Origin of the sequence: Paenibacillus sp. ACRRY, assembly GCF_022346995.1 — a bacterium.
Lineage (GTDB): Bacteria > Bacillota > Bacilli > Paenibacillales > Paenibacillaceae > Paenibacillus.
Genome location: NZ_JAKRNM010000001.1, coordinates 158,483 through 184,180 on the forward strand (window position 1 = coordinate 158,483; position 25,698 = coordinate 184,180).

27 protein-coding genes and 1 riboswitch are annotated in these 25,698 nt (G+C 45.7%); of the genes, 23 read left to right on the top strand and 4 right to left on the bottom strand.

Annotation, left to right across the window (positions count from 1 at the left end):
• Window positions 1-170 precede the first annotated feature (170 nt).
• Window positions 171-370: riboswitch (cyclic di-AMP (ydaO/yuaA leader) on the top strand.
• Window positions 371-372: 2 nt separating this feature from the next.
• The gene (locus MH144_RS00760) at window positions 373-1,047 is read left to right on the top strand and encodes a 3D domain-containing protein (protein ID WP_239296486.1); all 675 of its coding nucleotides are present in this window, start codon (window positions 373-375) and stop codon (window positions 1,045-1,047) included.
• A gap of 127 nt (window positions 1,048-1,174) precedes the next feature.
• Here the strand turns inward: MH144_RS00760 and MH144_RS00765 are convergent, their stop codons facing one another.
• Window positions 1,175-1,966, bottom strand: a complete 792-nt coding sequence (locus MH144_RS00765) for a polysaccharide deacetylase family protein (RefSeq protein ID WP_239296496.1) — start codon at window positions 1,964-1,966, stop codon at window positions 1,175-1,177.
• A 151-nt stretch (window positions 1,967-2,117) separates the two neighbouring features.
• On the opposite strand from MH144_RS00765, the gene lpdD reads away from it, so the two are divergent.
• From lpdD to MH144_RS00790, 5 genes are all read left to right on the top strand, one after another.
• Window positions 2,118-2,459: a prenylated flavin chaperone LpdD gene (gene lpdD / locus MH144_RS00770; protein WP_239296498.1), complete on the top strand. Its 342-nt coding sequence runs from the start codon at window positions 2,118-2,120 to the stop codon at window positions 2,457-2,459.
• A gap of 122 nt (window positions 2,460-2,581) precedes the next feature.
• Window positions 2,582-3,253, top strand: a complete 672-nt coding sequence (locus tag MH144_RS00775) for a PspA/IM30 family protein (protein WP_095286502.1) — start codon at window positions 2,582-2,584, stop codon at window positions 3,251-3,253.
• A gap of 95 nt (window positions 3,254-3,348) precedes the next feature.
• Window positions 3,349-3,750 (top strand): DUF350 domain-containing protein, encoded by a 402-nt coding sequence (locus MH144_RS00780; protein ID WP_095286503.1) that lies wholly within the window; start codon window positions 3,349-3,351, stop codon window positions 3,748-3,750.
• 23 nt (window positions 3,751-3,773) lie between these two features.
• Entirely contained in the window at window positions 3,774-4,280 is a 507-nt protein-coding gene (locus tag MH144_RS00785; RefSeq protein WP_239296500.1) for a DUF4178 domain-containing protein, read from the top strand.
• An 11-nt stretch (window positions 4,281-4,291) separates the two neighbouring features.
• A complete protein-coding gene (locus tag MH144_RS00790; protein WP_095357419.1) occupies window positions 4,292-5,026 on the top strand; it encodes a DUF4247 domain-containing protein in 735 nt (244 codons plus the stop codon).
• Window positions 5,027-5,153: 127 nt separating this feature from the next.
• Here the strand turns inward: MH144_RS00790 and MH144_RS00795 are convergent, their stop codons facing one another.
• Window positions 5,154-5,444, bottom strand: coding sequence for an HNH endonuclease (locus MH144_RS00795; protein ID WP_095357420.1), 291 nt, complete (start codon window positions 5,442-5,444; stop codon window positions 5,154-5,156).
• Window positions 5,445-5,610: 166 nt separating this feature from the next.
• Here MH144_RS00795 and MH144_RS00800 point away from each other — a divergent pair, with 166 nt between their 5' ends.
• Together MH144_RS00800 and mobB are read left to right on the top strand one after the other, a co-directional pair.
• Window positions 5,611-6,879, top strand: coding sequence for a molybdopterin molybdotransferase MoeA (locus MH144_RS00800; protein WP_239299201.1), 1,269 nt, complete (start codon window positions 5,611-5,613; stop codon window positions 6,877-6,879).
• Window positions 6,880-6,884: 5 nt separating this feature from the next.
• Entirely contained in the window at window positions 6,885-7,430 is a 546-nt protein-coding gene (gene mobB / locus MH144_RS00805; RefSeq protein WP_239296502.1) for a molybdopterin-guanine dinucleotide biosynthesis protein B, read from the top strand.
• Between the two features lie 161 nt (window positions 7,431-7,591).
• On the opposite strand, the gene xerS is transcribed toward mobB, so the two are convergent.
• The gene (xerS, locus tag MH144_RS00810) at window positions 7,592-8,686 is read right to left on the bottom strand and encodes a tyrosine recombinase XerS (RefSeq protein WP_275439926.1); all 1,095 of its coding nucleotides are present in this window, start codon (window positions 8,684-8,686) and stop codon (window positions 7,592-7,594) included.
• A gap of 171 nt (window positions 8,687-8,857) precedes the next feature.
• Here xerS and MH144_RS00815 point away from each other — a divergent pair, with 171 nt between their 5' ends.
• The 11 genes from MH144_RS00815 (at window position 8,858) to rbsB (ending at window position 20,510) form a co-directional block, all read left to right on the top strand.
• Window positions 8,858-9,346 carry a GNAT family N-acetyltransferase gene (locus tag MH144_RS00815; RefSeq protein WP_239296515.1) on the top strand — a complete coding sequence of 163 codons (489 nt, stop codon included), beginning with the start codon at window positions 8,858-8,860 and terminating at the stop codon, window positions 9,344-9,346.
• Window positions 9,347-9,585: 239 nt separating this feature from the next.
• Window positions 9,586-10,482 carry an aldo/keto reductase gene (locus MH144_RS00820; protein WP_239296516.1) on the top strand — a complete coding sequence of 299 codons (897 nt, stop codon included), beginning with the start codon at window positions 9,586-9,588 and terminating at the stop codon, window positions 10,480-10,482.
• On the top strand, window positions 10,482-10,733 hold the full coding sequence (locus tag MH144_RS00825; RefSeq protein WP_239296518.1) for a hypothetical protein: 252 nt from the start codon (window positions 10,482-10,484) through the stop codon (window positions 10,731-10,733). The genes MH144_RS00820 and MH144_RS00825 overlap by 1 nt, the downstream gene beginning before the upstream one ends.
• A 119-nt stretch (window positions 10,734-10,852) precedes the next feature.
• Window positions 10,853-12,076, top strand: a complete 1,224-nt coding sequence (locus MH144_RS00830) for an MDR family MFS transporter (RefSeq protein ID WP_239296520.1) — start codon at window positions 10,853-10,855, stop codon at window positions 12,074-12,076.
• A gap of 461 nt (window positions 12,077-12,537) precedes the next feature.
• Window positions 12,538-14,643, top strand: a complete 2,106-nt coding sequence (locus MH144_RS00835; protein ID WP_239296522.1) for a serine hydrolase domain-containing protein — start codon at window positions 12,538-12,540, stop codon at window positions 14,641-14,643.
• 189 nt (window positions 14,644-14,832) lie between these two features.
• A complete protein-coding gene (locus MH144_RS00840; protein ID WP_239296524.1) occupies window positions 14,833-15,822 on the top strand; it encodes a LacI family DNA-binding transcriptional regulator in 990 nt (329 codons plus the stop codon).
• Entirely contained in the window at window positions 15,815-16,696 is an 882-nt protein-coding gene (gene rbsK / locus MH144_RS00845) for a ribokinase (protein ID WP_239296536.1), read from the top strand. The genes MH144_RS00840 and rbsK overlap by 8 nt, the downstream gene beginning before the upstream one ends.
• Window positions 16,693-17,094: a D-ribose pyranase gene (rbsD, locus tag MH144_RS00850; RefSeq protein WP_239296545.1), complete on the top strand. Its 402-nt coding sequence runs from the start codon at window positions 16,693-16,695 to the stop codon at window positions 17,092-17,094. Before rbsK ends, rbsD begins: the two co-directional genes overlap by 4 nt.
• A gap of 14 nt (window positions 17,095-17,108) precedes the next feature.
• The gene (locus MH144_RS00855; RefSeq protein ID WP_239296547.1) at window positions 17,109-18,590 is read left to right on the top strand and encodes a sugar ABC transporter ATP-binding protein; all 1,482 of its coding nucleotides are present in this window, start codon (window positions 17,109-17,111) and stop codon (window positions 18,588-18,590) included.
• Window positions 18,591-18,600: 10 nt separating this feature from the next.
• Window positions 18,601-19,563: a ribose ABC transporter permease RbsC gene (gene rbsC / locus MH144_RS00860; protein ID WP_481857330.1), complete on the top strand. Its 963-nt coding sequence runs from the start codon at window positions 18,601-18,603 to the stop codon at window positions 19,561-19,563.
• A 14-nt stretch (window positions 19,564-19,577) separates the two neighbouring features.
• Window positions 19,578-20,510 carry a ribose ABC transporter substrate-binding protein RbsB gene (rbsB, locus tag MH144_RS00865; protein WP_239296549.1) on the top strand — a complete coding sequence of 311 codons (933 nt, stop codon included), beginning with the start codon at window positions 19,578-19,580 and terminating at the stop codon, window positions 20,508-20,510.
• Between the two features lie 124 nt (window positions 20,511-20,634).
• Here rbsB and MH144_RS00870 read toward each other — a convergent pair whose 3' ends face one another.
• A complete protein-coding gene (locus MH144_RS00870; RefSeq protein ID WP_239296551.1) occupies window positions 20,635-21,522 on the bottom strand; it encodes an AraC family transcriptional regulator in 888 nt (295 codons plus the stop codon).
• A gap of 230 nt (window positions 21,523-21,752) precedes the next feature.
• Here MH144_RS00870 and MH144_RS00875 point away from each other — a divergent pair, with 230 nt between their 5' ends.
• From MH144_RS00875 to MH144_RS00890, 4 genes are all read left to right on the top strand, one after another.
• Window positions 21,753-23,450 carry an ABC transporter substrate-binding protein gene (locus tag MH144_RS00875; protein WP_239296553.1) on the top strand — a complete coding sequence of 566 codons (1,698 nt, stop codon included), beginning with the start codon at window positions 21,753-21,755 and terminating at the stop codon, window positions 23,448-23,450.
• A gap of 195 nt (window positions 23,451-23,645) precedes the next feature.
• The gene (locus MH144_RS31050) at window positions 23,646-23,921 is read left to right on the top strand and encodes a hypothetical protein (RefSeq protein WP_239296555.1); all 276 of its coding nucleotides are present in this window, start codon (window positions 23,646-23,648) and stop codon (window positions 23,919-23,921) included.
• A 17-nt stretch (window positions 23,922-23,938) separates the two neighbouring features.
• On the top strand, window positions 23,939-24,130 hold the full coding sequence (locus tag MH144_RS31055) for a DapH/DapD/GlmU-related protein (RefSeq protein ID WP_481857306.1): 192 nt from the start codon (window positions 23,939-23,941) through the stop codon (window positions 24,128-24,130).
• Between the two features lie 246 nt (window positions 24,131-24,376).
• Window positions 24,377-25,681, top strand: coding sequence for an NtaA/DmoA family FMN-dependent monooxygenase (locus tag MH144_RS00890; RefSeq protein WP_239296567.1), 1,305 nt, complete (start codon window positions 24,377-24,379; stop codon window positions 25,679-25,681).
• Window positions 25,682-25,698: the final 17 nt, after the last annotated feature.

Below are 25,698 nucleotides of genomic sequence, written 5' to 3' on the forward strand. Positions count from 1 at the left end.
TTTATTTTGCATACATAAGTATCCAATTTCGTAAAAGTAACGTTTCTGTCATCGTTCCAGAGCTGCCTGGTCGCTCTTTATTATGAAAAATCCTTATTTTAAAGCAGTATAATGAGTTGTTTAGGACAGTTGGTAACATTTACTACGGACCCTGGTTACAAAATTGTGATATATTGTTCCTGCCGAAACTTCCCGAGGAGGAAGTGTGGAGGATGTAATGATGCAGACCGTGGAGGGGAAGATTGAAACGCACGCTGCTTGGGGTGAATTAGGGGTACATAACGCAAGACGAATGTAACAGAGTCCTATAGGGTGGTTTCCTCCATCCGAATCCGACAACTAACTTCGCAGGCACAATGAGGGAGGAAGACCATGATTAAGAAGAGAACTATAGCCAAAACAGCAACAGCCCTATTGACAGCAGCAATGCTCATTCAGGCCGTTCCAGCTCACGCTGATTCTGTTCACGTGGCCAAAGAGGGGGATACCTTCTATACCTTATCGAAAAAATATGGAGTTGGACTGGACACACTTGTTAAAGCAAACAGTGATATTTCACCTTACAACATTTATGGTGGTTTGAAAATTACGATTCCTGGAAAAACAAACACGGCTTCGGCTGCTCCAGCAGCGAAGAGCTCTACGGATGCAAAAACAATTACGACTGCTAGCCTTGATGTAAATGCTGACGATAAAGTCGTTCAAGCATGGGGCAAAACGTTTGATTACAGTAAGTCTGTTGAAGTGAAAGCAACAGCATACTCTGCGGCCGCTTCTGAAAATGGTGGATGGGGTGCAGTTGATTACTTCGGTAATCCACTTGAACTCGGCACGATTGCAGTAGACCCTAGTGTGATCCCACTGGGTACAAAGGTTCTCGTTACAGGTCACTCCCATCCGGGGCTGCCTAAGCAGGCTTTTGTGGCTACTGCCCGGGATATCGGCGGGGCGATCAAAGGGAAACGAATTGATATTTTCATTCCTGGAAGCCAGAAGTCTGTGAGCACATTCGGTTTTCAGGATGTTGAACTTTATATCCTGAAATAAATATCAGCGCCAGTAAAAGGGTGCCTTTATGACACGACTAACGTGAAATAAGGGTACCCTTTGTCTTTTTTAAAACGTAAGTTTGTTTGCTTAATAACAATATGTGTTTCGCCTACTAAGCTGCGTATTATTTGCTTTTTGGCATTTGCAGCATTTCGTCCAAAGTCACCAGATTGAAGCCCCTGCACCGCAATTCATCTATAATCTCCGGAAGTGCTCCAATGGTACCCGACAGATTGGAGCCCACGCCTCCGCCCGCATGTTGAAGAATGATGGAGCCTGGCTTGACTGCTGATAAAACATTCTGCTTCACTTGCTCTTTGCTGAGGCCTTTCCAATCCAGCGAATCGACATTCCAGTTGACGATACTGTATTGTTGTCTTGCGGCCCATTGCAATTGTTTCTCATTAATGTCCCCATATGGAGGGCGAATCATTTTCGGTGTATACCCGGCCAGTTTACGAATAATGTCACCGGTATGTAGAATTTGTTTGCGAAAAGCATTCAAAGACAGCTTACTGAATTCAGGGTGGTTGTAACTATGGTTTCCAACAATGTGACCTTCCCCAACGATCCGTTTGACGAGGTCGGGATGTTTCTCTGCCCGGTTGCCGACAATAAAAAAAGTCGCTTTGACATTATATTTCTTCAAAATATCCAGTACCTGCGGAGTGAAGCGCGGATCAGGCACATCATCAAAAGTCAGTGCTACCTGTCTGGTCGAAGGACCATTGGTCTTGAACGTATCGGCATATTTCTGCCTTAGCTGACCGAGGGTCAGCTGTTCATCTTCAGATAAGTCTGGCTTTGCAGCAGGGATACTATCTGGAACGGGTTTTGCCAGCAGTTGTCCAGGTGCATAACTTCCACTCATAAATATAAGGATCAGCATGGAGAATGCGATGAGGCGAATACGCATGATATAGCCTCCTTTGTCAAATTGCGTTCTCTTTGGTATGCCCGCGGAGATGGTCCATTATGCATAATGTGAGAAGTTTCATTGTCCGATCCGGTTGATAAGGCTCATAATTCCACCATTACATATACACACAAAGGATGGGTGGATTAGGATGAGTACGTATGATTTGAAATCAGTTCATTTGCAGGTCATCGAAGCTGGAGAAGATAAGATATTTTTGGTCACGGGTGGGAAAGCTCATATAGGAGCTGTGGCGACCTTTTACCCGGAAAGAGAACGTGTGGTGGGAACAGCAGTCCATATTCCCGGGCATAAGGAACAGGAATTATGCGAGCGGCTTGCACGTAAGGCAGCAAATTCTCTCAAGGTGACCGTCACCGTTATTATGGGCATACATTTTGACCCCATTACACGCATGCAGATCGATGAGATCGTACAGACGGCGGAAAAGCTGCTCGATGATCATTTAACCCTGGTGAATGATACAAAATAGTAGATTTTAGGTGAATCTGAATCGTGTTTTATGATTTTTTTTGGTAAAATTGAAACGGAATGAAGGTTACCACGTATGTATGATTATATACAAGATGTAAATCGACTAGGAGGAATACCATAATGTCCATTTTCAAACGTTTGCGTGATTTAACGATGTCTAACATTAATGCCATTATTGACAAGGCAGAAGATCCAATCAAAATGACGGATCAATATATCCGTGATATGCAGGAAGATCTGGAAGATGCCGAGAAGGCTGTTGCTCAACAAATCGCGATTGAGAAAAAATTCAAGCAGCTGTTCGAAGAACAGGAAGCATTGGTGAAAAAACGTGAGGAGCAAGCTCATACCGCTGCACGTGCACAGAACATGGATCTGGCACGCCGGGCTCTGGAAGAGAAAAAAGCTGCCGAAGTAAAAATGGCGGAATACAAAACAAGCTATGATCAGAACAAGGCGTCGGCAGACAATCTGCGCGGCAAGCTGGATGAGATGCGTAAGCAATTGACACAAATGAAAAACAAGCGTGAAACGCTGGTAGCGCGTTACAACGCAGCAAAAGCACAAACCGAAATCAACAAAGCGCTGAACGGATTCAGCTCCGACACAGCAAGTGCTGGCATGAAACGTATGGAAGAGAAAATGATGCAAATGGAAGCACAGGCTGAAGCGAGCAACGAGATGTCTTCCAAAGGAAAATCACTTGATGAAGAGTTCGAGAAACTCGGCAAGGATCAGGCCGTTGAAGATGAACTGGCGGCACTCATGAAGCAGTACGAAAATAAGAACTAAACCTTGCATCTTAAGCAGGGTTCCTAGCGGAGGAGAGACAGTGTTTCTCCTTCGCTTTTAAATGCGGTTCATGTTGATAAGTGGGGGCTGTGTAAATGGATTTGAACATTTTGGCGATGCTGGTCTGGACATTATCTGGTTCGGTTTTGCTTTTTGTTTTGATGTATGTGGATTCATTGTTTACGAAGTATAAGGATTTTGCGGAAGTTAAGGCAGGGAACATGGCAGTTACAACACGGATGGTCATGAAGCTGTTTGCTCAAGGATATGTGCTTGCAACTTCGATTTCGACAGCGGGTCATCTTGGTGAAGCGTTACTTGTATCCGTTGTTTCATTTGTTATCCTGCTTATTCTGGAAAGCGTTGTGCATTTTATGATTCGCACGTGGGCCAATCTCGATTTGGACACCGGAATTCAGCAAGGGAAGACAGGATATGGCTTGTTCTCTGGTGCTTTGCACATCGTGGGCGCATTAATTATTGCAGCTTGTTTATAAGATAACGAACGGGAGTAATGGGTATGAGTGTATGGAAACGGATTAAAGGAATACTAGCCAAACCCGAACCACCACGAGCAGAGAAAACCATGCTGGACCTTGAGCCTGGAGATATCTGTGAGGTCTCGCTCGTAACGTATGAAGTCGTGGGGCGGGTGCAGCATCGTGCTCGAAAAGCGGTGGTACTAACACTGCAGGACGGTACAACGTTTAGACATTTGCATGTAGAAGAAAGAGAATTGACACGTTATGCCCTCTATACGCCAATTGATGGCCGTCTTGATGCCCCGGACGAAGTACCAACCTTACTTGATCTGGACGGACGCGCATATCATCTCGAGGAAGAATATGGAGGAATGGTTACCACTGCGGGCAGGACACCTTATGGTCAGGCTGGAGAGCAATTGGTTTGGCAGTACCAGTCCGATGATAACATGCTTCTGCGTGTGGAATGGCAAGACAGAAGATTTACTCTGTATGAAGGTGAGTCCATTCTTCCTGCGGATATCAAAGTGATTCGTTCGAGCTAGGAGAGGTTCCAATGAAAAAGCGCATGGCACTTGGATTAAAATTAATGCTGGTCCTCAGCCTTGTCATGTCCCTGTTGTCCGCGTGCGGGATGCCTTCCGTTCAGGACACTTATCCGCTTGAGTCTGTAAGTGGCAGTGGCAATACGACATCCTATGTGTATCGGGCGGCCGATCGTTCTGTTCCGGAAGTCGCTCAGGAGTTATCCGAACAGCGCAAACCTGATCAAATCTCGGCGGAAAACGAAGAGCGGATGTTCCTGGTGTATCAGGACCAGTATTATCATTTGCAGCAAGACCCGAACAAGAAGGAAGATACCTTAATTGAAGTGGATTCCAAAGAATACGTACGCCAGAATTATGATTCTTCCTTTTTACAGGGGTATTTGACCGCAACGCTCATTGGCAATTTGTTTGATTCCTTTGGCGGTAGCGGATACGGAAAGTACAGAGGGTACACCGATCGTGATACGTACAAACCGAATCAAGGTACTTATCGTGCACCAACAAACAATGACAAAAAGGCAGCTCCGCCCATCACGGTTGACCGAAAAGGATCCATTACCCGGCGGGGAGGAGACACCGATACGAGTGTAGGTTCAGGCGGTGGTTTGTTTAGCCGTAAAAAGGAACCGAGCACCGGTACCGTCGAACGTAACAAGAGTGGTGGATTGTTTAATTCACCAAAGAGCTCCTATAAGAAACCCAAAACAAGGGTAGGCGGCGGACGAATTATGAGGCGAAGGTAAAGATGAGATTTGCCAGCCTGAAGAGTTTAGAGAGAACAGCCACAAGGTAAGGCAGAATGAACCCTGCCATGCGAAAGCTCACCTTGTGGCTGTTCTTTTTGTTTTATATTAGGAAGTATAGATGTATTTAAGATCTGCGAACATGATTGGATTTACGCGTCCGGGGAATGGTGGAAGGTGGTTGTTTGCGTATCCAGCGAACAAAAGGGGCCATTCGTTCATTCTCTCGCAGTGCCTGAAGTTCTGTTAATTGGAGACGGATGATATCCTGGTTGGTAAACAGCGAATGGATTTGTTTATGACATGGGATACATAGATCAGCTGTAGGCATGAAAGTCCCGCCCATTTCCTTGGGCGTGAGATGATGAACTGTTGTTTCCACAGGCTCTCTACCGCATAATTCGCATCGGTTGCTCATATCTACTCCTCCGTTCTCATCCCTATTATGGGCATAAGCTCACAGTTTCATGTTACCCGCGAGGCGAGTACTTGTCACACCCCAGCTTTCACGCTACACTTTCTTAAACAAGTTCTGTCCCAAGGAGGTTCTTTCCATTTTGAAAATCAATACACATTCAGATGATATGACAAGTCCCAAATTTAACCGTACAGCCGTGCAGGTTGAAGCTGCTCAGGCCAGAATATCACCTCATGTTGCTACAGCTTCAGTCGAAAAAGTAACCTTGGAATCTGCGCATGGACGAACGCTGGCTGAAACGATTCATGCTCCGCATCCATATCCTTTCTTCAGACGGTCAGGTATGGATGGTTATGCGATTGTCAGCAGTGATACAACTCATGCGTCCAGCGATCAACAGATCTGGCTGCGAGTCGTTGATGAAATTCCATGTGGATATACATCGAGTGTACCCATCACTCCAGGTACCACTGCGCGAATCATGACAGGTGCACAAGTGCCTGAAGGGGCGGATGCCGTTGTAATGCTGGAGATGACAGAGAGCAGGGAACAGGATGGAGAACAATGGATTGCATTGAAGCGCCATATCCAGCCCAATGCCAATATAACGCCAATTGGACTGGAAGTTCAGGAAGGTGAGCTGCTGCTTGAATCCGGAACAATTATCCAGGCAGGAGAACAATCCGTATTGGCTACTTTTGGCGTAGCCAAAGTACCGGTGTTTCGGCGTCCGAAAGTCGCCATTTTTGCAACGGGAACGGAATTGCTGGAGGTGGATGAGCCTTTGCAGCCGGGTCGTATTCGTAACAGTAACAGTCATATGCTTCGGTCCTTGGTCGTGGAGGCAGGTGGCGAACCTGTCATGTATGGGTCCATAGCCGATGATATGGATACGGCTCGTGCTAAACTGGCAGAAGCAGTTGAGGATAACGATATTGTTGTCACAACTGGGGGCGTATCGGTTGGCGATTATGATATTATGGGCGATCTGGTACGGGAAGGCAACATGGAGATGCTGTTTAATAAAGTGACGATGCGTCCAGGAAGTGTTACGACAGCAGCAGTTGTGAGTGAGAAGTTACTATTTGCTCTATCCGGTAATCCTGGGGCTTGTTTTGTAGGATTTGGTCTGTTCGTACGGCCTACCATTCGCATGATGCAAAATGATGCCCGCCCTTATTTGGAAGAGTGGACAGCGACCCTTGATCAAGAATATACAAAAGTGAACAATTTTACTCGATTCGTACGGGGCCGCACAGAGATCCGGAATGGCAGGGTATATGCGATGCCAGCTGCGTCACGGGTGGATGAGTCCAGTGTCATGATTACCATCAAGGACAGTGATTGCCTGATCATCATCCCGCCTGACAAGAAAGGGATTGCTGCAGGAGAACAGGTAACCATTCTTAAGCTGCCGAGTGGACAAGTGAGGTAGGGCTCATGGCCAATAGAAGTACATTACCACCTATTGTGCAGATCGTGGGATACAAAAATACGGGGAAAAGCACCTTAACAGCAGAACTCACGAGATTTCTTTCTTCGGAAGGGCTGCGGGTTGCCGTCATTAAGCATGATGGACATGATCATTTCCAGATGGATCATGAAGGAACAGATTCATATCGTTTCAATCAGGCGGGAGCTTCAGCAGTTGTTGTAATGTCAGAGAAGCGAACGGCAATTATTGAGCAGCAGCCAACCAGTCTGGAGACCATGCTGACTCGTCTATCGGATTACGATTGGATTCTGATTGAGGGTTACAAAGCGGCAGCCTATCCGAAACTGGTGATGATTCGTGAAGAGAATCATGTGGCTATACTTCAGGAGCTAAGGGGAGTGATGGCAGTCGTTTCCTGGTTTCCGAGAGAATCCTTACCTTCAGCAGGGAGTGAACCTGATCCACTCAGCGATGTGGTTTGGCACTCTGTGCAGGAGCCAGAAGTTATTGCCCGTTGGTTGCTGGAACATGTGAATAAAGAGCAATCATGAACGGGGAAGAATTTGGTGTGATCGATAGAATAATGCAGTTTCGTTTCAGCAAACTCCACCGTATTCGTTATGATAGGTATATTGAATAAGCGAAAAAACAGCGGATATTCTTACTGGTTATCAGTAAAAAGTATCCGCTGTTTATTTGGCTTGGGAGCCTCCTATGAACCCGTACCTTCTGAACGACGCTCAATGGCTTCAGACATCGTTTTGTCAGTAAGATGTGCATAGATTTCGGTAGTTTCTGTCGAGGCATGTCCAAGCTGTTCCTTTGTTTTATAGATATCATTTTGCAGGTAATAGTCTGTCGCAAAGGAATGCCGCAGCTTATGCACTGTCAGATACGGTTTGCCAAAACATTTGGCATATTTCATAATCATGGCCTGAATCGCACGTTTGGTCATTCGACTGCCTTCAGACTCACCGTTACGAAGCGCAATGAATAATCCTTTTTCCCGTTTGGGTGTGCGATACCTTGATTGCCGAAGCTGCATGTAGTTGGCCAGTTCATCCTTGGCCTGCTCCCTGAAATATACGGGTGTCTTGAACGTTTCATCATTGTTACCTTTGCGGTAAACATATAACAGTTTGTTGTTCAAATCCAGATCATCGACATTGAGGTTAACCACTTCAGATACTCGTAGTCCAGAATTCAGAATAAGACTGGCAATGCATGCATCCCGTTCTTTGTTGAGTTCATGGGAGTAGAGAGCTTGTTTGTTTTTTTGCATGTCGATTGCATATCCTTCGAGGATATATCCGATAAACTCAAGCAGCTCCTCATCCTCTAATAGTTTCCCTTTCAGCTTCGCGGCGGTGTCCTTTGGCTTATGTGCGCGCTTGATCTCAATCTTGGCCATAATATTTCGTTTCAGGAGCGGATAGAAGTCTTCATCTTCGGCAATTTGGCTCAAATAATGAAAGAGTGAGCGCAGAGAGGACAATTTGCGGGATACTGTAATTCTCGAGTTGGCTCCTTCGCGTTTAGTAGCGAGGAACAAACGGAACGAGGTCACCGAATCCATCCGTAACACTTCAAGTTCAATTAACGTCACTTCCCGGTTAGAATCAGCCTGGGACAACCCTTCTGCACGCAGCCAACTGAAAAAAGTATCGTAATCCCTTAAGTACTCCAGCAGGGTAGAGGGTGATAAATCGGGCAGCTTATAATCAATGAATTGCTGAACGAACCAAGGCATGGAAGGCAGTTTATCATCCAGCTTGCGTCGATCAATCTCTTTTTGCACATTGGTCAAGTCCGGCACCTCCTGGTTAATTCTTCTTCAAATAGTCTATGTCTTAGTGTACCATAATTTGCTTGGTCACAGCCTGTTCACGGATTAGTGCAGAGGAGGGCTATATTCTTGCCCTTCGCCTTACAAACCTTTAAAGTAACTAGTATAAGTTAAGCAGAGGAGGTGAACCGGATGAATATGCAAATCGAGCTGGTTCCCCGGGAACGGAAGCAGGTAATCCGGCATTTAATGCAATTTTATCTGTATGATTTTACGAAATATTTAAATATTGATGTGGACAGCGATGGTATTTTTCCGGAGTATCCCGGTTTGGAGGCATTTTGGGAGGAGGAAGGCCTTAAATTTGCTTTTCTCATCACGTGTGATGGAGCACCGGCCGGTTTTGCACTGGTGGAGCGCTTCGAGCCTGGCAGCAAGGATAACGATTATTATTTGACCGAATTCTTTGTTATGCAAAAATATCGGCGGAGCGGAATAGGGACTCAAGCGGCACACGAGCTGTTCCATCGTTTTCCGGGAAGATGGAAAGTAACACAGGTGCGCAACAATGTGATCGCTCAAGCATTTTGGAGGAAAGTAATCGGAGCCTACACAGGAGGAAGATTTCGTGAAAAATTTCATCCGGAACTCGGTAACCCGAGCCAGTTTTTTGTAACGTGACTGCAACGTGGTGAACTAATTGACTGACATTCATACATATTGGATTGATAAGGAGCGTGTGACACGATCGAATCCTATATGACTTTTGGAAGGGTAGACGGCACTCTTCATATATGGAATTAAATGTAGGAAAAATAGATCTAAAATGGGTGCAATGTTCGTCTAACGGGTAATAACCCATAGAGTTGTCATTCTTTCATAAGTTGTACCTATATTAACGAAGCTCGGAGGAATCAATCATGGAACTGCGCCAATATGGAAACACAGGCATGAAAGTAAGCACGCTCGGATTTGGCGGATCCGAAATCGGAAGCAGCGTATCCAAACAAGACGTGGAAACACTCCTGAATACCGCTTTGGATGCCGGATTGAATGTCATTGATACCGCCGAATGTTATGGGAACAGTGAGGAATTGATTGGAGAAGTACTTTCGCATCGGCGTGATGACTATTATTTGTTTACCAAATGTGGACATGCTGCCGGGGTAGATGGACCTGATTGGGATCCCAAGGTGCTGGAGCAAACGATCGACCGCAGTCTGAGAAGACTCAAAACGGAGTATGTGGATGTCATTCATTTGCATAGCTGCTCTGAAGAAGTTCTTCGTCAAGGGGCAGTGATCGAAGTGCTGCAGCGAGCCAAAGAAGCCGGAAAGACTAGGTTTATCGGTTATAGCGGGGACACAACGGACGCGCTCTATGCCATTGGCACCGGGGTGTTCGACAGTTTGGAAACTTCACTAAACATTGCAGACCAAGAAGCCATTGATTTGACATTGCCTGAGGCGAGAAAAAGAAACATGGGTGTTATCGCCAAACGACCGATTGCCAATGCCGCATGGACGTTTGACACACTCTCCGAAGATGCTTATCCATTCGTTTATTGGAGACGGTTGCAGGAGCTGGGCTACGGTTTTCTGACAGGTAATGACGTGCAAAGTGCGGTCGAAACGGCCCTTCGTTTCACGTTAAGTACGGCGGGAGTCGATACGGCTATTGTTGGAACAACGAAACCGAACCGTTGGCAGCAAAATGCTGATCTGGTCGCAAAAGGTGCACTTCCGCATGAACTGTACGATGAAATCAGGACAAGATGGAAGGAAATCGCCGGATCGGATTGGACCGGACGAACGTAATGGAAGTATGGAGCGAGCGGTTCGATAAGGAACCGTCGATTTTTGAAAGCCGCCCTTGGGCGGCTTTTTTTAGTGGAATCCAAGCTAAAGAAGATGCAGAAAAATGGGAGAATATTCGCAAAATGAAATGGTTTATAATTTCAATATATGAAAAATTCACAATAATAAACACTCTTCATGTATTTGTACCGGATATAGATAAAATGTATGCCTGTGACGAGGAAAAGAGTGAGAATCGAACCAGAACGTAAAAAAGTCAAGTCTGTTTCCTAAATAAAATGTCCCTCTAAGAAGTTCACGGGCCTTATAATAGAACTCATATGTTTATAAGAACATGTAAAATCCGGAGTGGTCAACAAGGGGGAACAGCATGGCTTCACAGTTAAAACAAATTCATCCACTGGCATGGACGATTATCGTCGGTACCATCTTTGGACGTATGGCGACCTCCATGAGCATTCCGTTTCTGTCCATCTATTTGACACAGCAGATGGGGGCTTCACCAACCCAGACAGGAATAATCGTTGCCGTGAGTGCGCTCGTTGGTGTTTTTGCCAGCTTCTATGGAGGCTACATTTCTGACCGGATTGGACGCAAAAAAGTGTTGTTCATGTCGGTATTTGGCTGGGCGCTCGTATTTATTGGGTTTGCCCTATCGGACCAGATCTGGATGTTCTTCATCATGAACGCACTCAATGGCATTTGCCGGGCGTTGTTTGAACCGACATCCAGAGCATTATTATCGGATATCACACCACCGTCAAGCAAGCTGCTTGTATTCAATCTGAGGTATGCAGCGATAAATCTGGGAGTTGTGTTCGGACCTTTATTGGGACTGTATTTGGGGTTATCAGATTCCAATTTGTCCTTTCTGGTCGCTGGAGGAGTATACATAGCTTACGGCATTTTATTAATTGTTCAGTTTATTCTTCATCCTCTGAAGCGGGATGAGCAGGGTTTGGGGACGGCGGAGCCGATTCGCTTGAAACAAGCATTCCGCATTACAAGCGGGGATCCTGTCTTTATGTTTGTTTTGATTGGGACTATCTTTTGTGTGCTCGGGTATGGACACTTTAGCTCGACTCTTCCACAGTTCATGGCGATTAACCCGAATATGACAGATGGCGCAAAATGGTTTGGATATATGCTTTCCTTAAACGCAGTGGTTGTTCTCGCCGTTCAATTTCCGGTGGTTCGTATCGCGAGTCGCTTTCCACCTGTAGTGCCGCTCATTACAGGCAATATTATGGTATCTGTCAGTCTGCTGCTGTTTGGGTTGGCGCAAAGCCCATGGATGCTGGTGACGGCAGTTGTCATTTTTACGGTAGGAGAGGTACTCATGTTTACGCTGATGGATGTTCTGGTGGATCGGATTGCGAAGCCTGAACTGAAAGGGACATATTTCGGCATGATCGGATTCAACAATCTGGGCAACGTCAGTGCACCGATTCTGGGAGGCTTTTTGCTGGACAGCTTCGGGGCTAACCAACCAATGCTAGTCTTTGCACCTATTGCGATAAGTGCTGTATGCGGTGTTCCATTTTTATGTATAGCTCATCAACGACTACGGGCAAGGGAACACCAACCAACGTAGGAAAGAGCAATGGGAAACCCAGGTTAGAATCGTATATTATCTAATTCAAACGCCTTCAAATCACGTTATTGTGAATCTGGAGGTTCTTTTTTTATTCCAATATTATAATATTTCAATATATGAAAAATTCACAATAATAAAACCATATTCCGTACTTTGTTTCTACCAGCAGACAAAGCTTCAATCGAGCTCCCAATCGTTCAAAAAACTGCATTATCCATAAACAAAAGTCAACAAAAATATTCGAAAATAGAATCAGCGTAGAATGAATCAATACCTTTGGAAGAATGAACCAATAATCTGGAACATCAATAACGTCGTTGATCGTGTCTTGATCAAGCCGCATTGACGGTTTTTTTGCAGTTCATGTTCAGTTCATATGGATTACACGGGCAGTACATTTTCCTTAAGTACACTAATCTTGACGCCACCTGATGGTAGCCAACATAGAAAAACAGGAGATGATAATTTTGTCCATCAAGAAACGAACTTCAATTACAGCTGTAACATTGGTGTTTACCATACTTGCTCCAATGTCTGCAATGGCTGCGCCAGTAAGTAACGTCAACGATGTTACGTATGAGATGACTAAAAAAGCAGTGATCGAGAAAGCACAAATTCTTACCGAAACCTATGGCACAACAAGCGTTCAGTATGCACTCATAGATGATGGTGAAATCGTAATTTCCGGGCAAGCCGGCAAGAATGACATAAACAACGCTATTCCTCTCACAGCAGATACGATCTATGGTATAGGTTCAACCAGTAAAATGGTGATAACTACTGCTGTGATGAAGTTGGTGGATGAAGGGAAAATCGATCTGGATGTACCAGTCGTACATTATATCCCTGATTTCAAAATGAAGGACGAACGTTACAAAGAAATCACGACGCGAATGCTGTTGAATCATTCCTCCGGACTTCCTGGAACTTCAAGCAGCAGCGCAATCCTGTTCGGGGATAACGATACCTACGCACATGATACATTGTTGGATCAACTCGCAACGCAGAAGCTAAAGGCAGACCCCGGAGCATATTCCGTTTACAGTAACGACGGTTTTTCGTTAGCCGAGATTCTGGTTGAAAGAATTAGTGGAATGAGTTTTACTGCATTTATGCACCGCTATATCACTGAGCCTTTGGGTATGAACAACACCAAAACGCCACAGGATCTGATAAGTGAGAACAAAATGGCCGTGACGTATTCAGCCCTGCATAATGGACAACTTCCACAAGAAAACACAAACATGATTGGTTCGGGAGGCATTTATTCCACGGCTGAAGACTTGGTTCAATTTTCGCAAATTTTCACGGGTGAGGTCGAAGGAATTCTTTCGCATGAATCGGCAGAAGCGATGGCAAAAGAAGAATACAAAAATGGCATGTGGCCGGAAGATGCAGATTCGTCTATTTCTTATGGCTTGGGCTGGGATAGTGTAAACCTCTTTCCTTTCAATGAATACGGCATCCAGGCTGTTGCCAAAGGGGGAAATACGATTTCGTACCATTCCTCTCTGATTGTGCTTCCCGAATATAACATGGCTGCAGCCGTCACCTCATCTGGAGGAACAAGCACAACAGATCAATTGATTGCAACGGAATTGCTGCTTGGTGCACTTGAGGAGAAGGAAATCATTACGGAACGAAAGTCGGACAAGTCATTTGGGGCGCCAGTAAGTGCAATTATGCCTAAGGGATTAACAGCGTATTCGGGCATCTATGGAGGCGGAGCCAGCACGCTACTGAATATTGATGTACAGGCTGATGGACAACTAATTTTGTCCTCGCCTTTAACACCGAATAGTCCTGAACAAAAGTACATGTATACCTCGGATGGAACTTTTGCCAACGAGAAAGGTACGGAAAAATTAGCATTCGTTGAAGAGGATAACGGAAAAATCTATTTATGGTCACGCTCGTATCAGTCCATGTCTGGGCTTGGGCAGATCGCTTCTTCCGAATACAAGGCTGAGAAGCTGCAAACGAGTGAATTGTCCCCGGATGTTGCGGCAGCCTGGCAAAAACGTGATGGCAAAAATTACTTTCTTGTGAATGAGAAATACACTTCAACGGTATATGACAGTGCTACACCGATCATCCCGATTCACCTGTTTGATGAGGTGCCAGGCTTGGTATACACCAATACAATCATAGACGCGAACCTCGCTGTGAACCAGCTGCAAATCCCCGGCTTGGCCGGTCGTGATACGATGGAATACGAATTCTTCAAGGAAAACGGAGTGGAATATGTCACAGCAGGGGGTAAGGTCTATGCAAGCCAGGATGCGGTGAAGCTGCTCTATTCCGGAAATCAGTCGAAGACAACGATTCAGGCGAATGGTTATGCCACATGGTACTCGATCCCTGCAACAGCCGCAGGTAAAGTTATGACGGTCCAACTGCCTTCAAAAGGTTCTTTTACCGTGTATAATCAAGCGGGTATTTCCATGAATCACACCGTGGTCAGCGGTCAAAACGAGGTAGTGCTACCTGAGAATGGAGTCATTGTCTTTGCTGGTGATATCGGTTCAGCATTTGAAATTACACTCGCCAAGAACAAGAATTAAACGATGAAAAAAATAAATGAAACGAACAAAAAGCCGCGCTAACCGTGGCTTTTTGGGTTCATTTATTCAATAGCAGCAGAAAACACAGAACAACTTGGATAAATTTCCAGCAAGAAAATGATTGTCAAATAAAAAGATATATGATAATTTAATGTCTGTAACCGGTTACACATAGAGGAGAACAATTTCATGACAACAATTAAAGACGTAGCGAATCTGGCTGGCGTATCAGTAGCCACCGTATCAAGGGTCATCAATGACAGGGGATATGTACATGCGGATACACGCAAGAAAGTAGAAGATGCCGTGAAGGCGCTTAACTTTTCCCCTAACGAAGTAGCTCGCTCATTATATAAACGTAAGTCCAAACTGATTGGTCTGCTGCTGCCGGATATTGCAAACCCTTACTTTCCACAGTTAGCTAGGGGTGTAGAAGATCGAATGCAGGAGCAGGAGTTCAGGCTTATCTTCGGAAATAGTGATGAGGATGAATCGAAGGAGCAGGATTACATCCAGACGTTTATCCAAAATAACGTCGTAGGTGTGATCTCATCCACGAACTATCCTCATTCTCCAATATATGAAAAATTAAAAATACCTGTCGTGTTTCTTGACAGGACTGCACTGGATAGTCATTCTGTCTATGCGGACGGAAGAGAGGGCGGACGACTGGCAGCGAGAGAAATCATCAAGCGCGGTAGTCGCAGGATAACGGTTATGCAGGGTCCTTCACATATCAAGCCTGCACAGGATCGGTTCGAGGGAGCCATAGAAATCATCCGGGATGCCGGATTGGATTATCATGTGATCCAGACGACCTCGTTCTCTTTTAATGAAGCGGGATCATGGGCAGAAGAGCTGTTCAGCAAATATGCTGATACAGATGGAGTTATTGCCAGCAATGACATTGCAGCTATGGCGGTACTGCATGAAGCTTCGCGAATCGGGAGAAAGGTTCCAGACGATGTGCAAGTGATCGGATTTGACGACATTCCGATGAGCAGCCTTTTATCACCTGCATTGTCCACCATTCGCCAGCCTGCATACGAGATGGGAAGGGAAGCGGCGGGATTACTTATCGGGCTTGTGGAACAAGCTCCAATCGAGAACAAAAACATACAGATGCCCGTAAGTTTTATCGAACGAGGCACAACCAGAAAGGTGAATTCAGATGGCTAAAATATGCGTAATCGGAAGCAGTTCCATGGATTTGGTCGTTACTTCATCAAGACGTCCGGGGGCGGGTGAAACCGTCCTTGGAGAAAGTTTCAAAACGGTACCTGGCGGTAAGGGAGCCAATCAGGCCGTTGCCGCAGCAAGACTGGGCGGTGATGTAACAATGATTGGCCGGGTAGGAGACGATGCTTTTGGTCAAGACATTTTGAATAATTTCAAAGCAAATGCTGTAAATACGCAAAATGTGAAACCGGTTACACATTTGGAAAGTGGAACGGCTCATATCATATTGGCAGAAGGTGATAATAGTATCGTAGTCGTCGAGGCGGCAAATCGCGAAGTCACTCCTTCTTATGTAGATCATGCGGGCGAAGTAATTCGCGATGCCGATATCGTACTGATCCAGCAGGAAATTCCGGAAGAAACCGTTGTCCATGTGAGCAGCCTGTGTGCTGAATACGGAACACCTCTGCTGCTTAATCCGGCTCCGGCGAGAAAAGTGCCGCAGGAAGTCATTGACAATGCCGCTTACATCACGCCGAACGAGCATGAAGCCGAAATCCTGTTTCAAGGCATGAGCCCGGCTGAGGCATTGCGCAAATACCCGAACAAACTGTTCATAACGGAAGGCAGCAAGGGAGTTCGTTACTTTGACGGAGCGGAGGAAATCCTCGTGCCAACATATAAGGTAGAGGCAGTGGATACCACTGGTGCAGGGGATACATTCAATGCTGCATTCGCGGTCGCCTTAGCGGAAGGCAAGCCGCTGCAGGAGAGCATACGGTTCGCCAATCGTGCCGCATCGTTGTCCGTGACCAAGTTTGGAGCACAGGGCGGCATGCCGACGAGAGACGAAGTGGAGGGGAGTTTATCATGAAAAGAAACGGCATACTAAATAGTCACATTTCTAAAATACTGACTGATCTGGGTCATACAGACATGATTGCCATTGCGGATGCCGGTCTACCGGTTCCTGAAGGAGTGATTAAGATTGATCTCGCTCTGAAACTTGGAACGCCAAGCTTTCAGGAAGTTGTTGAAGTGATCGCAGACGATATGGTTATTGAGAGAGTGATCGTGGCAGAAGAGATTAAGGAAGGCAATCCGGAAGCTCTACAGTTCGTTACAGAGAAATTTGGCAACCATGCCATTGATGCTTCCATCAACCACGAACAATTCAAAGCATTAACCCGGCAGGTTAAGGCGGTTATTCGCACAGGTGAAGCTACACCCTATGCCAATTGCATTTTACAATCAGGTGTTCATTTCGGTTAAAAGGAGGTTGCATGATGCATATTCAGATGCACAACATTCATAAAGCATTTGGCACCAACCAGGTGTTAAGCGGAGTGGATTTCGAACTGAGGGAAGGTGAGGTTCATGCCCTGATGGGTGAGAACGGAGCCGGAAAATCCACGCTGATGAACATTTTGATCGGACTTCATCCACGTGATCAGGGAACGATCTCCATTGATGATAAGGAAACCTATTTTGGCAGTCCGAAGGAAGCAGAGAAGTTAGGTATCGCATTTATTCATCAGGAGCTGAACGTTTGGCCCGAAATGACAGTGCTTGATAACCTGTTCATCGGTAAGGAGATGACATCTTCCTTAGGATTGCTTAATACGAAACAAATGAAAGCGCTAGCTTCGGAACAATTCGCCAAGCTGTCGGTACAAATCCCGCTCGAACGTCCCGCAGGAGAGTGCTCCGTTGGACAGCAGCAGATGATTGAGATTGCCAAGGCACTGATGACGGATGCGAAGGTCATTATTATGGATGAACCCACTGCAGCGCTGACGGAACGTGAAATTCAGAAGTTGTTTGACGTGATTACTGCACTGAAGAAAAACGGAGTATCCATCGTGTATATATCTCACCGTATGGAGGAGATCTTCACCATCTGCGATCGGATCACGGTAATGCGGGATGGCAGGACGGTAGATACCCAGCCTATTCCGCAGACAAGCTTCGATGAAGTGGTGCGGAAAATGGTTGGACGGGAGTTAACCGAGCGGTATCCGGCCCGGAATCCTTCTTATGGCGAAGTTGTTCTGGAAGTACGGGACGCAAGCATTAAGGGATTATTCCAAAATGTCAGCTTCAACGTAAGAGCAGGTGAGATTGTTGGTTTCTCCGGACTTATGGGATCGGGACGGACAGAGATCATGAGAGCGATCTTTGGTCTGGATACCCTGGACAGTGGAGAAGTCATGATCCGTGCCAAAAAAGCGAACATTCGGAAGCCCTCGGATGCAGTGAGACACGGCATCGGTTTCATAACAGAAGACCGTAAGGATGAAGGGCTCGTATTGGACTTCTCCATTCGAGAAAACATGGCGCTGCCGAATCTGTTCAGCTTCTCCAGTAAAGGGTTCATTTCAGCTTCTAAAGAACAGGATTTCGTCGATACCCTGATCAAGCGTCTGCAGATCAAGACGCAATCTTCGGAGACAGCCGCACGTAACCTATCAGGGGGCAACCAACAGAAGGTTGTTATCGCCAAATGGGTAGGGATCGGACCAAGCGTGCTCATCCTGGATGAACCGACGCGAGGTGTGGATGTCGGAGCGAAGCGTGAAATCTATCAGTTGATGAATGAACTGACAGATCGCGGTGTCGCCATCATTATGGTATCTTCGGAGCTTCCCGAAGTACTTGGTATGAGTGACCGAATTGTGGTTGTGCATGAAGGAAAGATCAGCGGAGAGCTGGCCAAGGAAGAAGCAACGCAGGAAAACATTATGACATTGGCAACAGGGGGACAGTGAAATGACAACAATGCAGAATAACAAAACAACCGGAAGCGGATTCCGCTTATCAAGCGTGACACAAAAATTAGGACCGCTGCTGGGTCTAATCATTCTTATCATTATCGTATCCGTACTGAATCCAAGCTTCTTGGAACCGCTTAATATCTTGAATCTGCTGCGCCAAGTATCGATTAATGCACTGATTGCCTTCGGTATGACCTTTGTCATTCTGACAGGCGGGATCGACTTGTCCGTTGGTTCCATACTGGCTTTGTCCAGCGCATTTGTCGCAAACATGATGTTATCTGGCTTGGATCCGATCTTGTCCATCATCATCGGGGTAGCACTTGGTGGTGTAATGGGTATGGTGAACGGACTCATGATTACCAAGGGTAAAATGGCTCCATTTATTGCAACATTGGCGACAATGACCATATTCCGCGGGCTAACGCTTGTATATACGAATGGTAATCCGATCACAGGACTCGGGGACAGTCTGCTGTTCCAACTGTTTGGCCGCGGCTATCTGCTAGGTATTCCGGTACCTGCCATAACGATGCTGATTACATTCGTGATTCTATGGACGATTCTGCATAAAACGGCTTTTGGCCGCAAAACGTATGCTATTGGTGGTAATGAGAAAGCATCCATCATCTCGGGTATCAAAGTCACACGTGTGAAGATCATGATCTATTCCCTTGCAGGCATGCTCGCAGCTCTGGCAGGTGCAATTCTGACATCACGTTTGAATTCCGCACAGCCAACAGCAGGTACTTCTTATGAGTTGGATGCGATCGCAGCCGTTGTTCTGGGCGGAACAAGCCTGACGGGTGGACGCGGACGGATCGTGGGCACATTAATTGGTGTTCTGATTATCGGCGTGCTGAATAATGGTTTGAACCTACTCGGCGTGAACTCCTTCTATCAAATGGTTGTAAAAGGTGTCGTCATTGCGATTGCTGTCCTGTTGGACCGCAAGAAAACGGCTTAAGGGGAGAAACAATTATGAAAAAATGGACATTAACACTTGTAAGCATGATCATGATCATTGTTCTGGCCGGTTGCTCTCTGGAGCCGCCTGAATGGGCGAAGCCGGACGCTGCCGGAAATAAAGGACAGAAGAAAATCGGTCTCTCGATTTCAACACTGAACAATCCGTTCTTCGTTTCATTGAAAGACGGAGTCGTTGCCGAAGCTCAAAAACAAGGCATTCAGGTTATCGTGGTTGATGCACAAAATGATTCGGCCAAGCAGACCAACGATGTGGATGATCTTATTCAACAGGGAGTTGATGCACTCCTGATTAACCCAGCGGACTCTGCGGCAATCTCTACGGCAGTTCAATCCGCCAACAGCGTAGGCATTCCCGTGATTACACTGGATCGCTCCGCAGACAAAGGTGAGGTAGCCGCTCTGGTAGCATCCGATAATGTCAAAGGCGGACAGATGGCAGCAGAATATTTTGTTGAACAGCTCGGTGAAGGTGCTAAAGTCATTGAACTTGAAGGTGTGCCAGGGGCTTCCGCGACACGTGAGCGGGGTAAAGGGTTCCACGAGGTGGCTGACCAGAAGCTTGACGTGGTTGCCAAACAGTCGGCGGATTTCGACCGCTCCAAAGGTTTGAATGTGATGGAAAACTTGCTGCAGGGAAATCCGGATGTACAGGCTGTATTTGCCCACAACGATGAGATGGCACTTGGTGCGATTGAAGCGATTCAAAGCTCGGGCAAAGACATTCCAGTAATCGGGTTTGACGGCAACGATGATGCAATCAAATCCATTCAGGATGGAAAACTGACAGCAACCGTCGCTCAGCAGCCGATACTGATTGGACAGCTGGCCGTGCAAGCTGCTCTGGATGTCCTGGACGGCAAACAGGTGGAGAAGTCCATCCCGGCAGAATTGAAGCTGGTAACCAAGGAAAATGCAAACAACTAAATGATCTTACATCCCGTCCTGGCCAAATGAGCCAGGGCGGTTTTTTTATTTACTCTTTGAGTTTGGGATGATTGAGCATGAAGATTCAAACTTTCTAAGAAGGGAACTTTAGGCGAAGGTTGCTTTATTCGGAGGTTGACTCGGCCATTACCATTTCCTTTTGTCTGAAAAGTTTCGGAGACAACCCGTACGTTTTGGTAAATAGTCTCGTAAAATAGTTGCTATCATTAAATCCGGACTGGTATGAAACTTGTGTAATAGGCAGATTCGTTAACCTCAAGAGCTGGCACGCACGTTCCATGCGCAAACGTTGAAGATAGGCAATGGGGGACGTTTGATAAAAGGATTTGAAAATTCGATTCAGATGTCGTACGGAAATGTTGGCATATAATGCGATATCCTCCAAAGTGATATGTTGCAAATAATGATCTTCAATATAGGAGACAGCCGCAGCCAGATGCATGACTTGGCCTTCTGTCGTTTTTCCGCTCGATTCATGGTGCCTGGATAAATAGACTACGAGCTCGGTGAATTTGGAGGTCAGTAAAGTTTTGTAACCCGGCCTTTTCCCGTGATATTCGTCGATCATGTTGGCGATAAACTCTTCAATAAATTCCATATCGTTTAACGACAGATACATATGTTTGTTGATTGATTTCTTGTTATGATAAAGCGGTTCCAAAACAAACATCGCATGATAACCTTCAAACGAACGCAAATCGGAACCAAGTTGAATCATCATCTCCGGCTTATACATGATATTACATATCTCAAAGCTACAAGGGTCTTTATAGGCATGCGTGGTTTCCCCGTTAATGACGAACACGTGTCCCTTTTTAATAAAAGAAATTTCATCATTCACGATATGAGTTGCATGGCCATTAAGCACAATGACGAGTTCAGAGAAGTCCGTATGTTTATGAAGGGAAAAGTCTTCTGCATGCTCCCCGTATTGAATGAAAAATGGAAATTCCTCGTCTCTCGTAAACCATCTTAGACGAACGTTCTTCAAGAAATCACCACCACCGAATCGAGATTTGTCTATATCATGCTATATTTCTGACTGAATAATCAAGGTTAGAATGAATGCATACATACTACTATATAGAAAAAAAGGGGAGTGAGGCGAGAGATTAAAGAGATTCAAGTAGTATTGTCGAAAACGCATTCATGAAAGCGATATCAATATAAGGACAGCGATTTGGAAACAAGTTAATCCAGATACAGGGGGTCAAAAAAAAAATGCGCACACTATCCAAAGCAATAGGAACATGCCTTTTAACAGGCACTTTACTGATCTCGGCCGGATGCAGCAGTAACACATCGAACAATTCCAGTTCGGAGGGTGGCGACTCGGATAGCCCGATTACGTTCACTTTTTTCGGGGCAGATGCGAGTCCTAACTGGAACAAGATGCAGGACGCTGTAGGCAAAAAGATTATTGAAGAAACAGGCGTCACCATTGATGCAGAATATGATATATCAAGTGGAGGAGGTAATGACCGAATCTCTCTTATGGCTGCAAGCGGTGATTATCCGGATTTGATCTTTCCAAAAGGAAATTTAACGAGATTGGTAGATGCGGGTGCCATGCTGGACTTGACGGAGCTAATCGAAGAGCATGCGCCAAACCTGAAGAAAATTTATGGGGAGCATTTCAATCGATTGAAATATAGCAATGAAGATCCATCCATTTACTGGATTCCTACCAATGGTGCGATCGACCAGATTAGCTTTGATGCGAATAATGGCGCTGCTATCCAGCATCGTGTGGTCAAAGAGTTGGGATATCCGGAGATCAAAACGCTGGATGATTATGAGAAGGTGCTAAGAGAATATTATGAAAAGCATCCCACAACTGAAGACGGACAGCCAACCATTCCACTGACACTCAGCGCGGACGGATGGCGCCGGATGATCACCGTAACCGATCCGGCGGCCATGGCAACCGGAGGCCCGGGAGACGGGGAGTACTTTATTGATCCTGAAACCTACGTAGCTAAGCTTCATTACAAGCGCCCGGAAGAGAAGGAATATTTCCGTTGGCTGAACAAAATGTTCAATGAGGGACTATTGGACAAAGATAGTTTTGTTCAGAAAGACGATCAGTATAAGTCCAAAATTGCCAGTGGACGAGTGTTGTCTCTGCTTGACCCGAACTGGGGTTACAGTGATGCAGAAAATGCACTCAAAAGTGTGGGGAAAGATGACATGACTTATGGATACTATCCTGTAACGCTTGATGAGACATTCCAGCGCAAAGACTTCCAGAACATTGGTTTTGACGGTTATGGAATTGGCATAACGGTGGACTGCCCAGACCCTGTTCGGGCGATTAAATTTTTGGACTGGATGTCTTCCGAAGAAGGCCAGATTCTTAGAAACTGGGGAGTTGAGGGAGAGCATTATGTCCAAGAAGATGGAGTTCGCACCATACCGGCAGAGATCCAGGAAAAGAAAAACAAAGACAATAATACATTTACCAAGGAGTCCGGTGTGGGTCTGTACTACATTTTCGGAGCTCACTACGGCGATGGAGTGAAGGATTCCACTGGAAATTATTTTACAACCAATTATCCTGAGCAAATTCAGCAAAGTTATTCGGAAGCAGAGAAGGAGGCCCTTGCGGGGTATGGAATCAGCACGTGGAAGGATCTATTCCCTTCGGAAGAAGAGTTTCCGGTCAAAGAATGGGGAGCAGCGTATAACATGCCTATACCTTCGGATCGCGGCGATTACAACGTGATTTCGCAGAAAACACAGGATATCATCCAGAAACGAATCGCCGAAGCGATCACTGCTACGCCGAGTGCGTTTGATAGCATCTATGATGGTATGCTTGCTGAAATTGATCAGGCTGGAGCCGTCGAGATGGAACAGCAATATACGGAGTGGATTAAAGATCGCGTCAGATTGTGGACAGGGAAGGATATTAACTAGCAGCAATTAATTTGCATTCAGTTCTAAGAAGCATGAAACCAAAAAGCCGCCATAAGCGGCTTTTTGGTTTTTTAATTGCAAGGTATTTCCCCGAAGATCACTTCGGACAGGAAAGAGATTCAATGATTGATCTTTTCAGAGTTAACTAAAAGGACTGACATGATTACATTAATCCAACCAAAGCGAGGTTATATCATGGATATGAACGATTTTATTGACTTCTGCAAAACATGGAAACCCATTTCCGGTGAAGATAAAGAATTACATGGGCTATTAGTTCAATGCAGCTACGATGCTCAACAAATCAAGATGGAATTGAACACATCATTTCATAGCAAAGAAGCAATTGTTGAGATCCTCAGCAGACTGACAGGCCAAACAGTCGATTCAACGTTCACCTGTTTCCCGCCGTTCTATCCGGGTTTCGGGCTACCCTCAATCATGGACTGCCGCTGGAAACAAGAAATGTAACGTTCTCGTCTCCGGTTATGCTTGATGATAATGTGTGGATCGGATCGAACGCTACAATCTTGCCAGATGTAACCATTGGAAGCAACGCTGTTGTTGCGGCAGGCGCAGTCGTGACGAAGGACGTCCCTGAAAATGCTGTTGTTGCTGGAGTACCGGCCAAAGTAATTAAACAGAGTCTATTAGGATGCCATAGGATGAGGAGTTCTTAGCATTTTAACTTAGAGAAACCGTTGAACATTTGATCAATGGTTTTTTTGTTTTCTAAAAGAAGCAAACGAGGCAATAGCTTGAATTAGACAATAATGCATATCGAATTAGTAACTTGTGTATTTCTATTTGCTTATTTCCTTGTTACACTTTCTTCTGATAATGAGAATCATTATTAATATGGAGATCTAAACATTTTGTCGGAAGGTCTTTCGAAGAATAAAACAATAGAAGAAAGGTTGATAAGTATGACTTCGAATAAGCAGCTATGTATTGGATTGTCCTTAAATGCGACATGGAACAAGGGTGACGGCTGGCGGCGGCCGGATAGTGGAGTGGAGCAAACAGGATCCATTAACTATTATATTCATTGGGCAAAAATAGCCGAGAACTCCAAGCTCGATTTTCTTTTTAGAGCGGATTATCTCTATATTAGCCCTCAAATGTTAGGCGACTCTTCCAATTTCGGCAGTCCCGATCCTACTTTGTTTTTTGCAGCGATAGCTTGTGAAACCAATCGGATCGGACTGGTTACAACTATTTCTACGACATTTAATCCTCCGTATGTTGTTGCCAGGCAGCTGCAGTCGTTAAACTGGCTAAGCCAAGGACGAGCCGGCTGGAATATTGTTACTTCCATTGAAGGAGCCGATAATTTCAGTGATTCCCCCATGCCATCACCGCAAGAAAGGTATGCAAAGGCGGCCGAGTTCACAGATGTTGTATGTAAGCTGTGGGAGAGCTTTCCGAATCAAGCGATCGTGATAGACCGTCAATCTGGCATGTTTACGGATAAGGCTCAAGTGAACGCCATCCATCATTCAGGTGAATTTTTTAGCGTTAAGGGGCCGCTAACTCTGCCATCACATGAATCGGGAAGGATTCCTTTATTTCAAGCTGGCGCTTCTGATATCGGCCGGAATTTCGCTTCTTCCGTAGCGGATGCCATTTTTGCAGCCATGCCTGATCTTGAGTCAGGGGTAGAATTACGGAATGATCTGAGATCAAGAGCCATGGAACATGGACGTGATCCGGATGCCATTAAGGTTTTGCCGGGGTTATATTTCTTCCTCGCCGATACGCACGAAGAAGCACTGGAATTACATAAAGCTTCTCATTCTCATTTAAGTCTTGAGCGTAGACTTGCCTCACTCCAATCGGTTATGGGATTAGATCTGAATGATCTCCCAATGGATCAACGCGTCACGGCGGGTATGCTTCCCGATGCGAATCAGACCGTACGCAGCCGGACACATGCGGAACTGCTACGCCGGTATATTATCAAATATCAACCTACAGTGCGTGAGATTCTGGACCGTCCCGAGGTTGTCGGATCTGCCCATTGGGTATCTGTGGGGACCGTTGAGACTGTACTGAACGATATAATCGAGCGGTTGGAGGCTGGTGCTATCGATGGATTCATCGCCTTGCCAGGAGGTTCAGAGAGATCGATGGAATTATTTTTTGAGGAGTTGATCCCGGAATTGGTCGACAGAGGCTTATTCCGAAGCGAATATGCGGGAGAAACTTTACGCGACCATTTAGATATCTGATCCATTACCAGAAACGA

Excerpts from the sequence above, each read along its gene's own strand:
- MH144_RS00760 (WP_239296486.1), top strand. The coding sequence starts at position 373 with ATGATTAAGAAGAGAACTATAGCCAAAACAGCAACAGCCCTATTGACA.
- MH144_RS00765 (WP_239296496.1), bottom strand. The coding sequence starts at position 1,966 with ATGCGTATTCGCCTCATCGCATTCTCCATGCTGATCCTTATATTTATG.
- lpdD (WP_239296498.1), top strand. The coding sequence starts at position 2,118 with ATGAGTACGTATGATTTGAAATCAGTTCATTTGCAGGTCATCGAAGCT.
- MH144_RS00775 (WP_095286502.1), top strand. The coding sequence starts at position 2,582 with ATGTCCATTTTCAAACGTTTGCGTGATTTAACGATGTCTAACATTAAT.
- MH144_RS00780 (WP_095286503.1), top strand. The coding sequence starts at position 3,349 with ATGGATTTGAACATTTTGGCGATGCTGGTCTGGACATTATCTGGTTCG.
- MH144_RS00785 (WP_239296500.1), top strand. The coding sequence starts at position 3,774 with ATGAGTGTATGGAAACGGATTAAAGGAATACTAGCCAAACCCGAACCA.
- MH144_RS00790 (WP_095357419.1), top strand. The coding sequence starts at position 4,292 with ATGAAAAAGCGCATGGCACTTGGATTAAAATTAATGCTGGTCCTCAGC.
- MH144_RS00795 (WP_095357420.1), bottom strand. The coding sequence starts at position 5,444 with ATGAGCAACCGATGCGAATTATGCGGTAGAGAGCCTGTGGAAACAACA.
- MH144_RS00800 (WP_239299201.1), top strand. The coding sequence starts at position 5,611 with ATGACAAGTCCCAAATTTAACCGTACAGCCGTGCAGGTTGAAGCTGCT.
- mobB (WP_239296502.1), top strand. The coding sequence starts at position 6,885 with ATGGCCAATAGAAGTACATTACCACCTATTGTGCAGATCGTGGGATAC.
- MH144_RS00815 (WP_239296515.1), top strand. The coding sequence starts at position 8,858 with ATGAATATGCAAATCGAGCTGGTTCCCCGGGAACGGAAGCAGGTAATC.
- MH144_RS00820 (WP_239296516.1), top strand. The coding sequence starts at position 9,586 with ATGGAACTGCGCCAATATGGAAACACAGGCATGAAAGTAAGCACGCTC.
- MH144_RS00825 (WP_239296518.1), top strand. The coding sequence starts at position 10,482 with ATGGAAGTATGGAGCGAGCGGTTCGATAAGGAACCGTCGATTTTTGAA.
- MH144_RS00830 (WP_239296520.1), top strand. The coding sequence starts at position 10,853 with ATGGCTTCACAGTTAAAACAAATTCATCCACTGGCATGGACGATTATC.
- MH144_RS00835 (WP_239296522.1), top strand. The coding sequence starts at position 12,538 with ATGATAATTTTGTCCATCAAGAAACGAACTTCAATTACAGCTGTAACA.
- MH144_RS00840 (WP_239296524.1), top strand. The coding sequence starts at position 14,833 with ATGACAACAATTAAAGACGTAGCGAATCTGGCTGGCGTATCAGTAGCC.
- rbsK (WP_239296536.1), top strand. The coding sequence starts at position 15,815 with ATGGCTAAAATATGCGTAATCGGAAGCAGTTCCATGGATTTGGTCGTT.
- rbsD (WP_239296545.1), top strand. The coding sequence starts at position 16,693 with ATGAAAAGAAACGGCATACTAAATAGTCACATTTCTAAAATACTGACT.
- MH144_RS00855 (WP_239296547.1), top strand. The coding sequence starts at position 17,109 with ATGCATATTCAGATGCACAACATTCATAAAGCATTTGGCACCAACCAG.
- rbsC (WP_481857330.1), top strand. The coding sequence starts at position 18,601 with ATGCAGAATAACAAAACAACCGGAAGCGGATTCCGCTTATCAAGCGTG.
- rbsB (WP_239296549.1), top strand. The coding sequence starts at position 19,578 with ATGAAAAAATGGACATTAACACTTGTAAGCATGATCATGATCATTGTT.
- MH144_RS00875 (WP_239296553.1), top strand. The coding sequence starts at position 21,753 with ATGCGCACACTATCCAAAGCAATAGGAACATGCCTTTTAACAGGCACT.
- MH144_RS31050 (WP_239296555.1), top strand. The coding sequence starts at position 23,646 with ATGGATATGAACGATTTTATTGACTTCTGCAAAACATGGAAACCCATT.
- MH144_RS31055 (WP_481857306.1), top strand. The coding sequence starts at position 23,939 with ATGCTTGATGATAATGTGTGGATCGGATCGAACGCTACAATCTTGCCA.
- MH144_RS00890 (WP_239296567.1), top strand. The coding sequence starts at position 24,377 with ATGACTTCGAATAAGCAGCTATGTATTGGATTGTCCTTAAATGCGACA.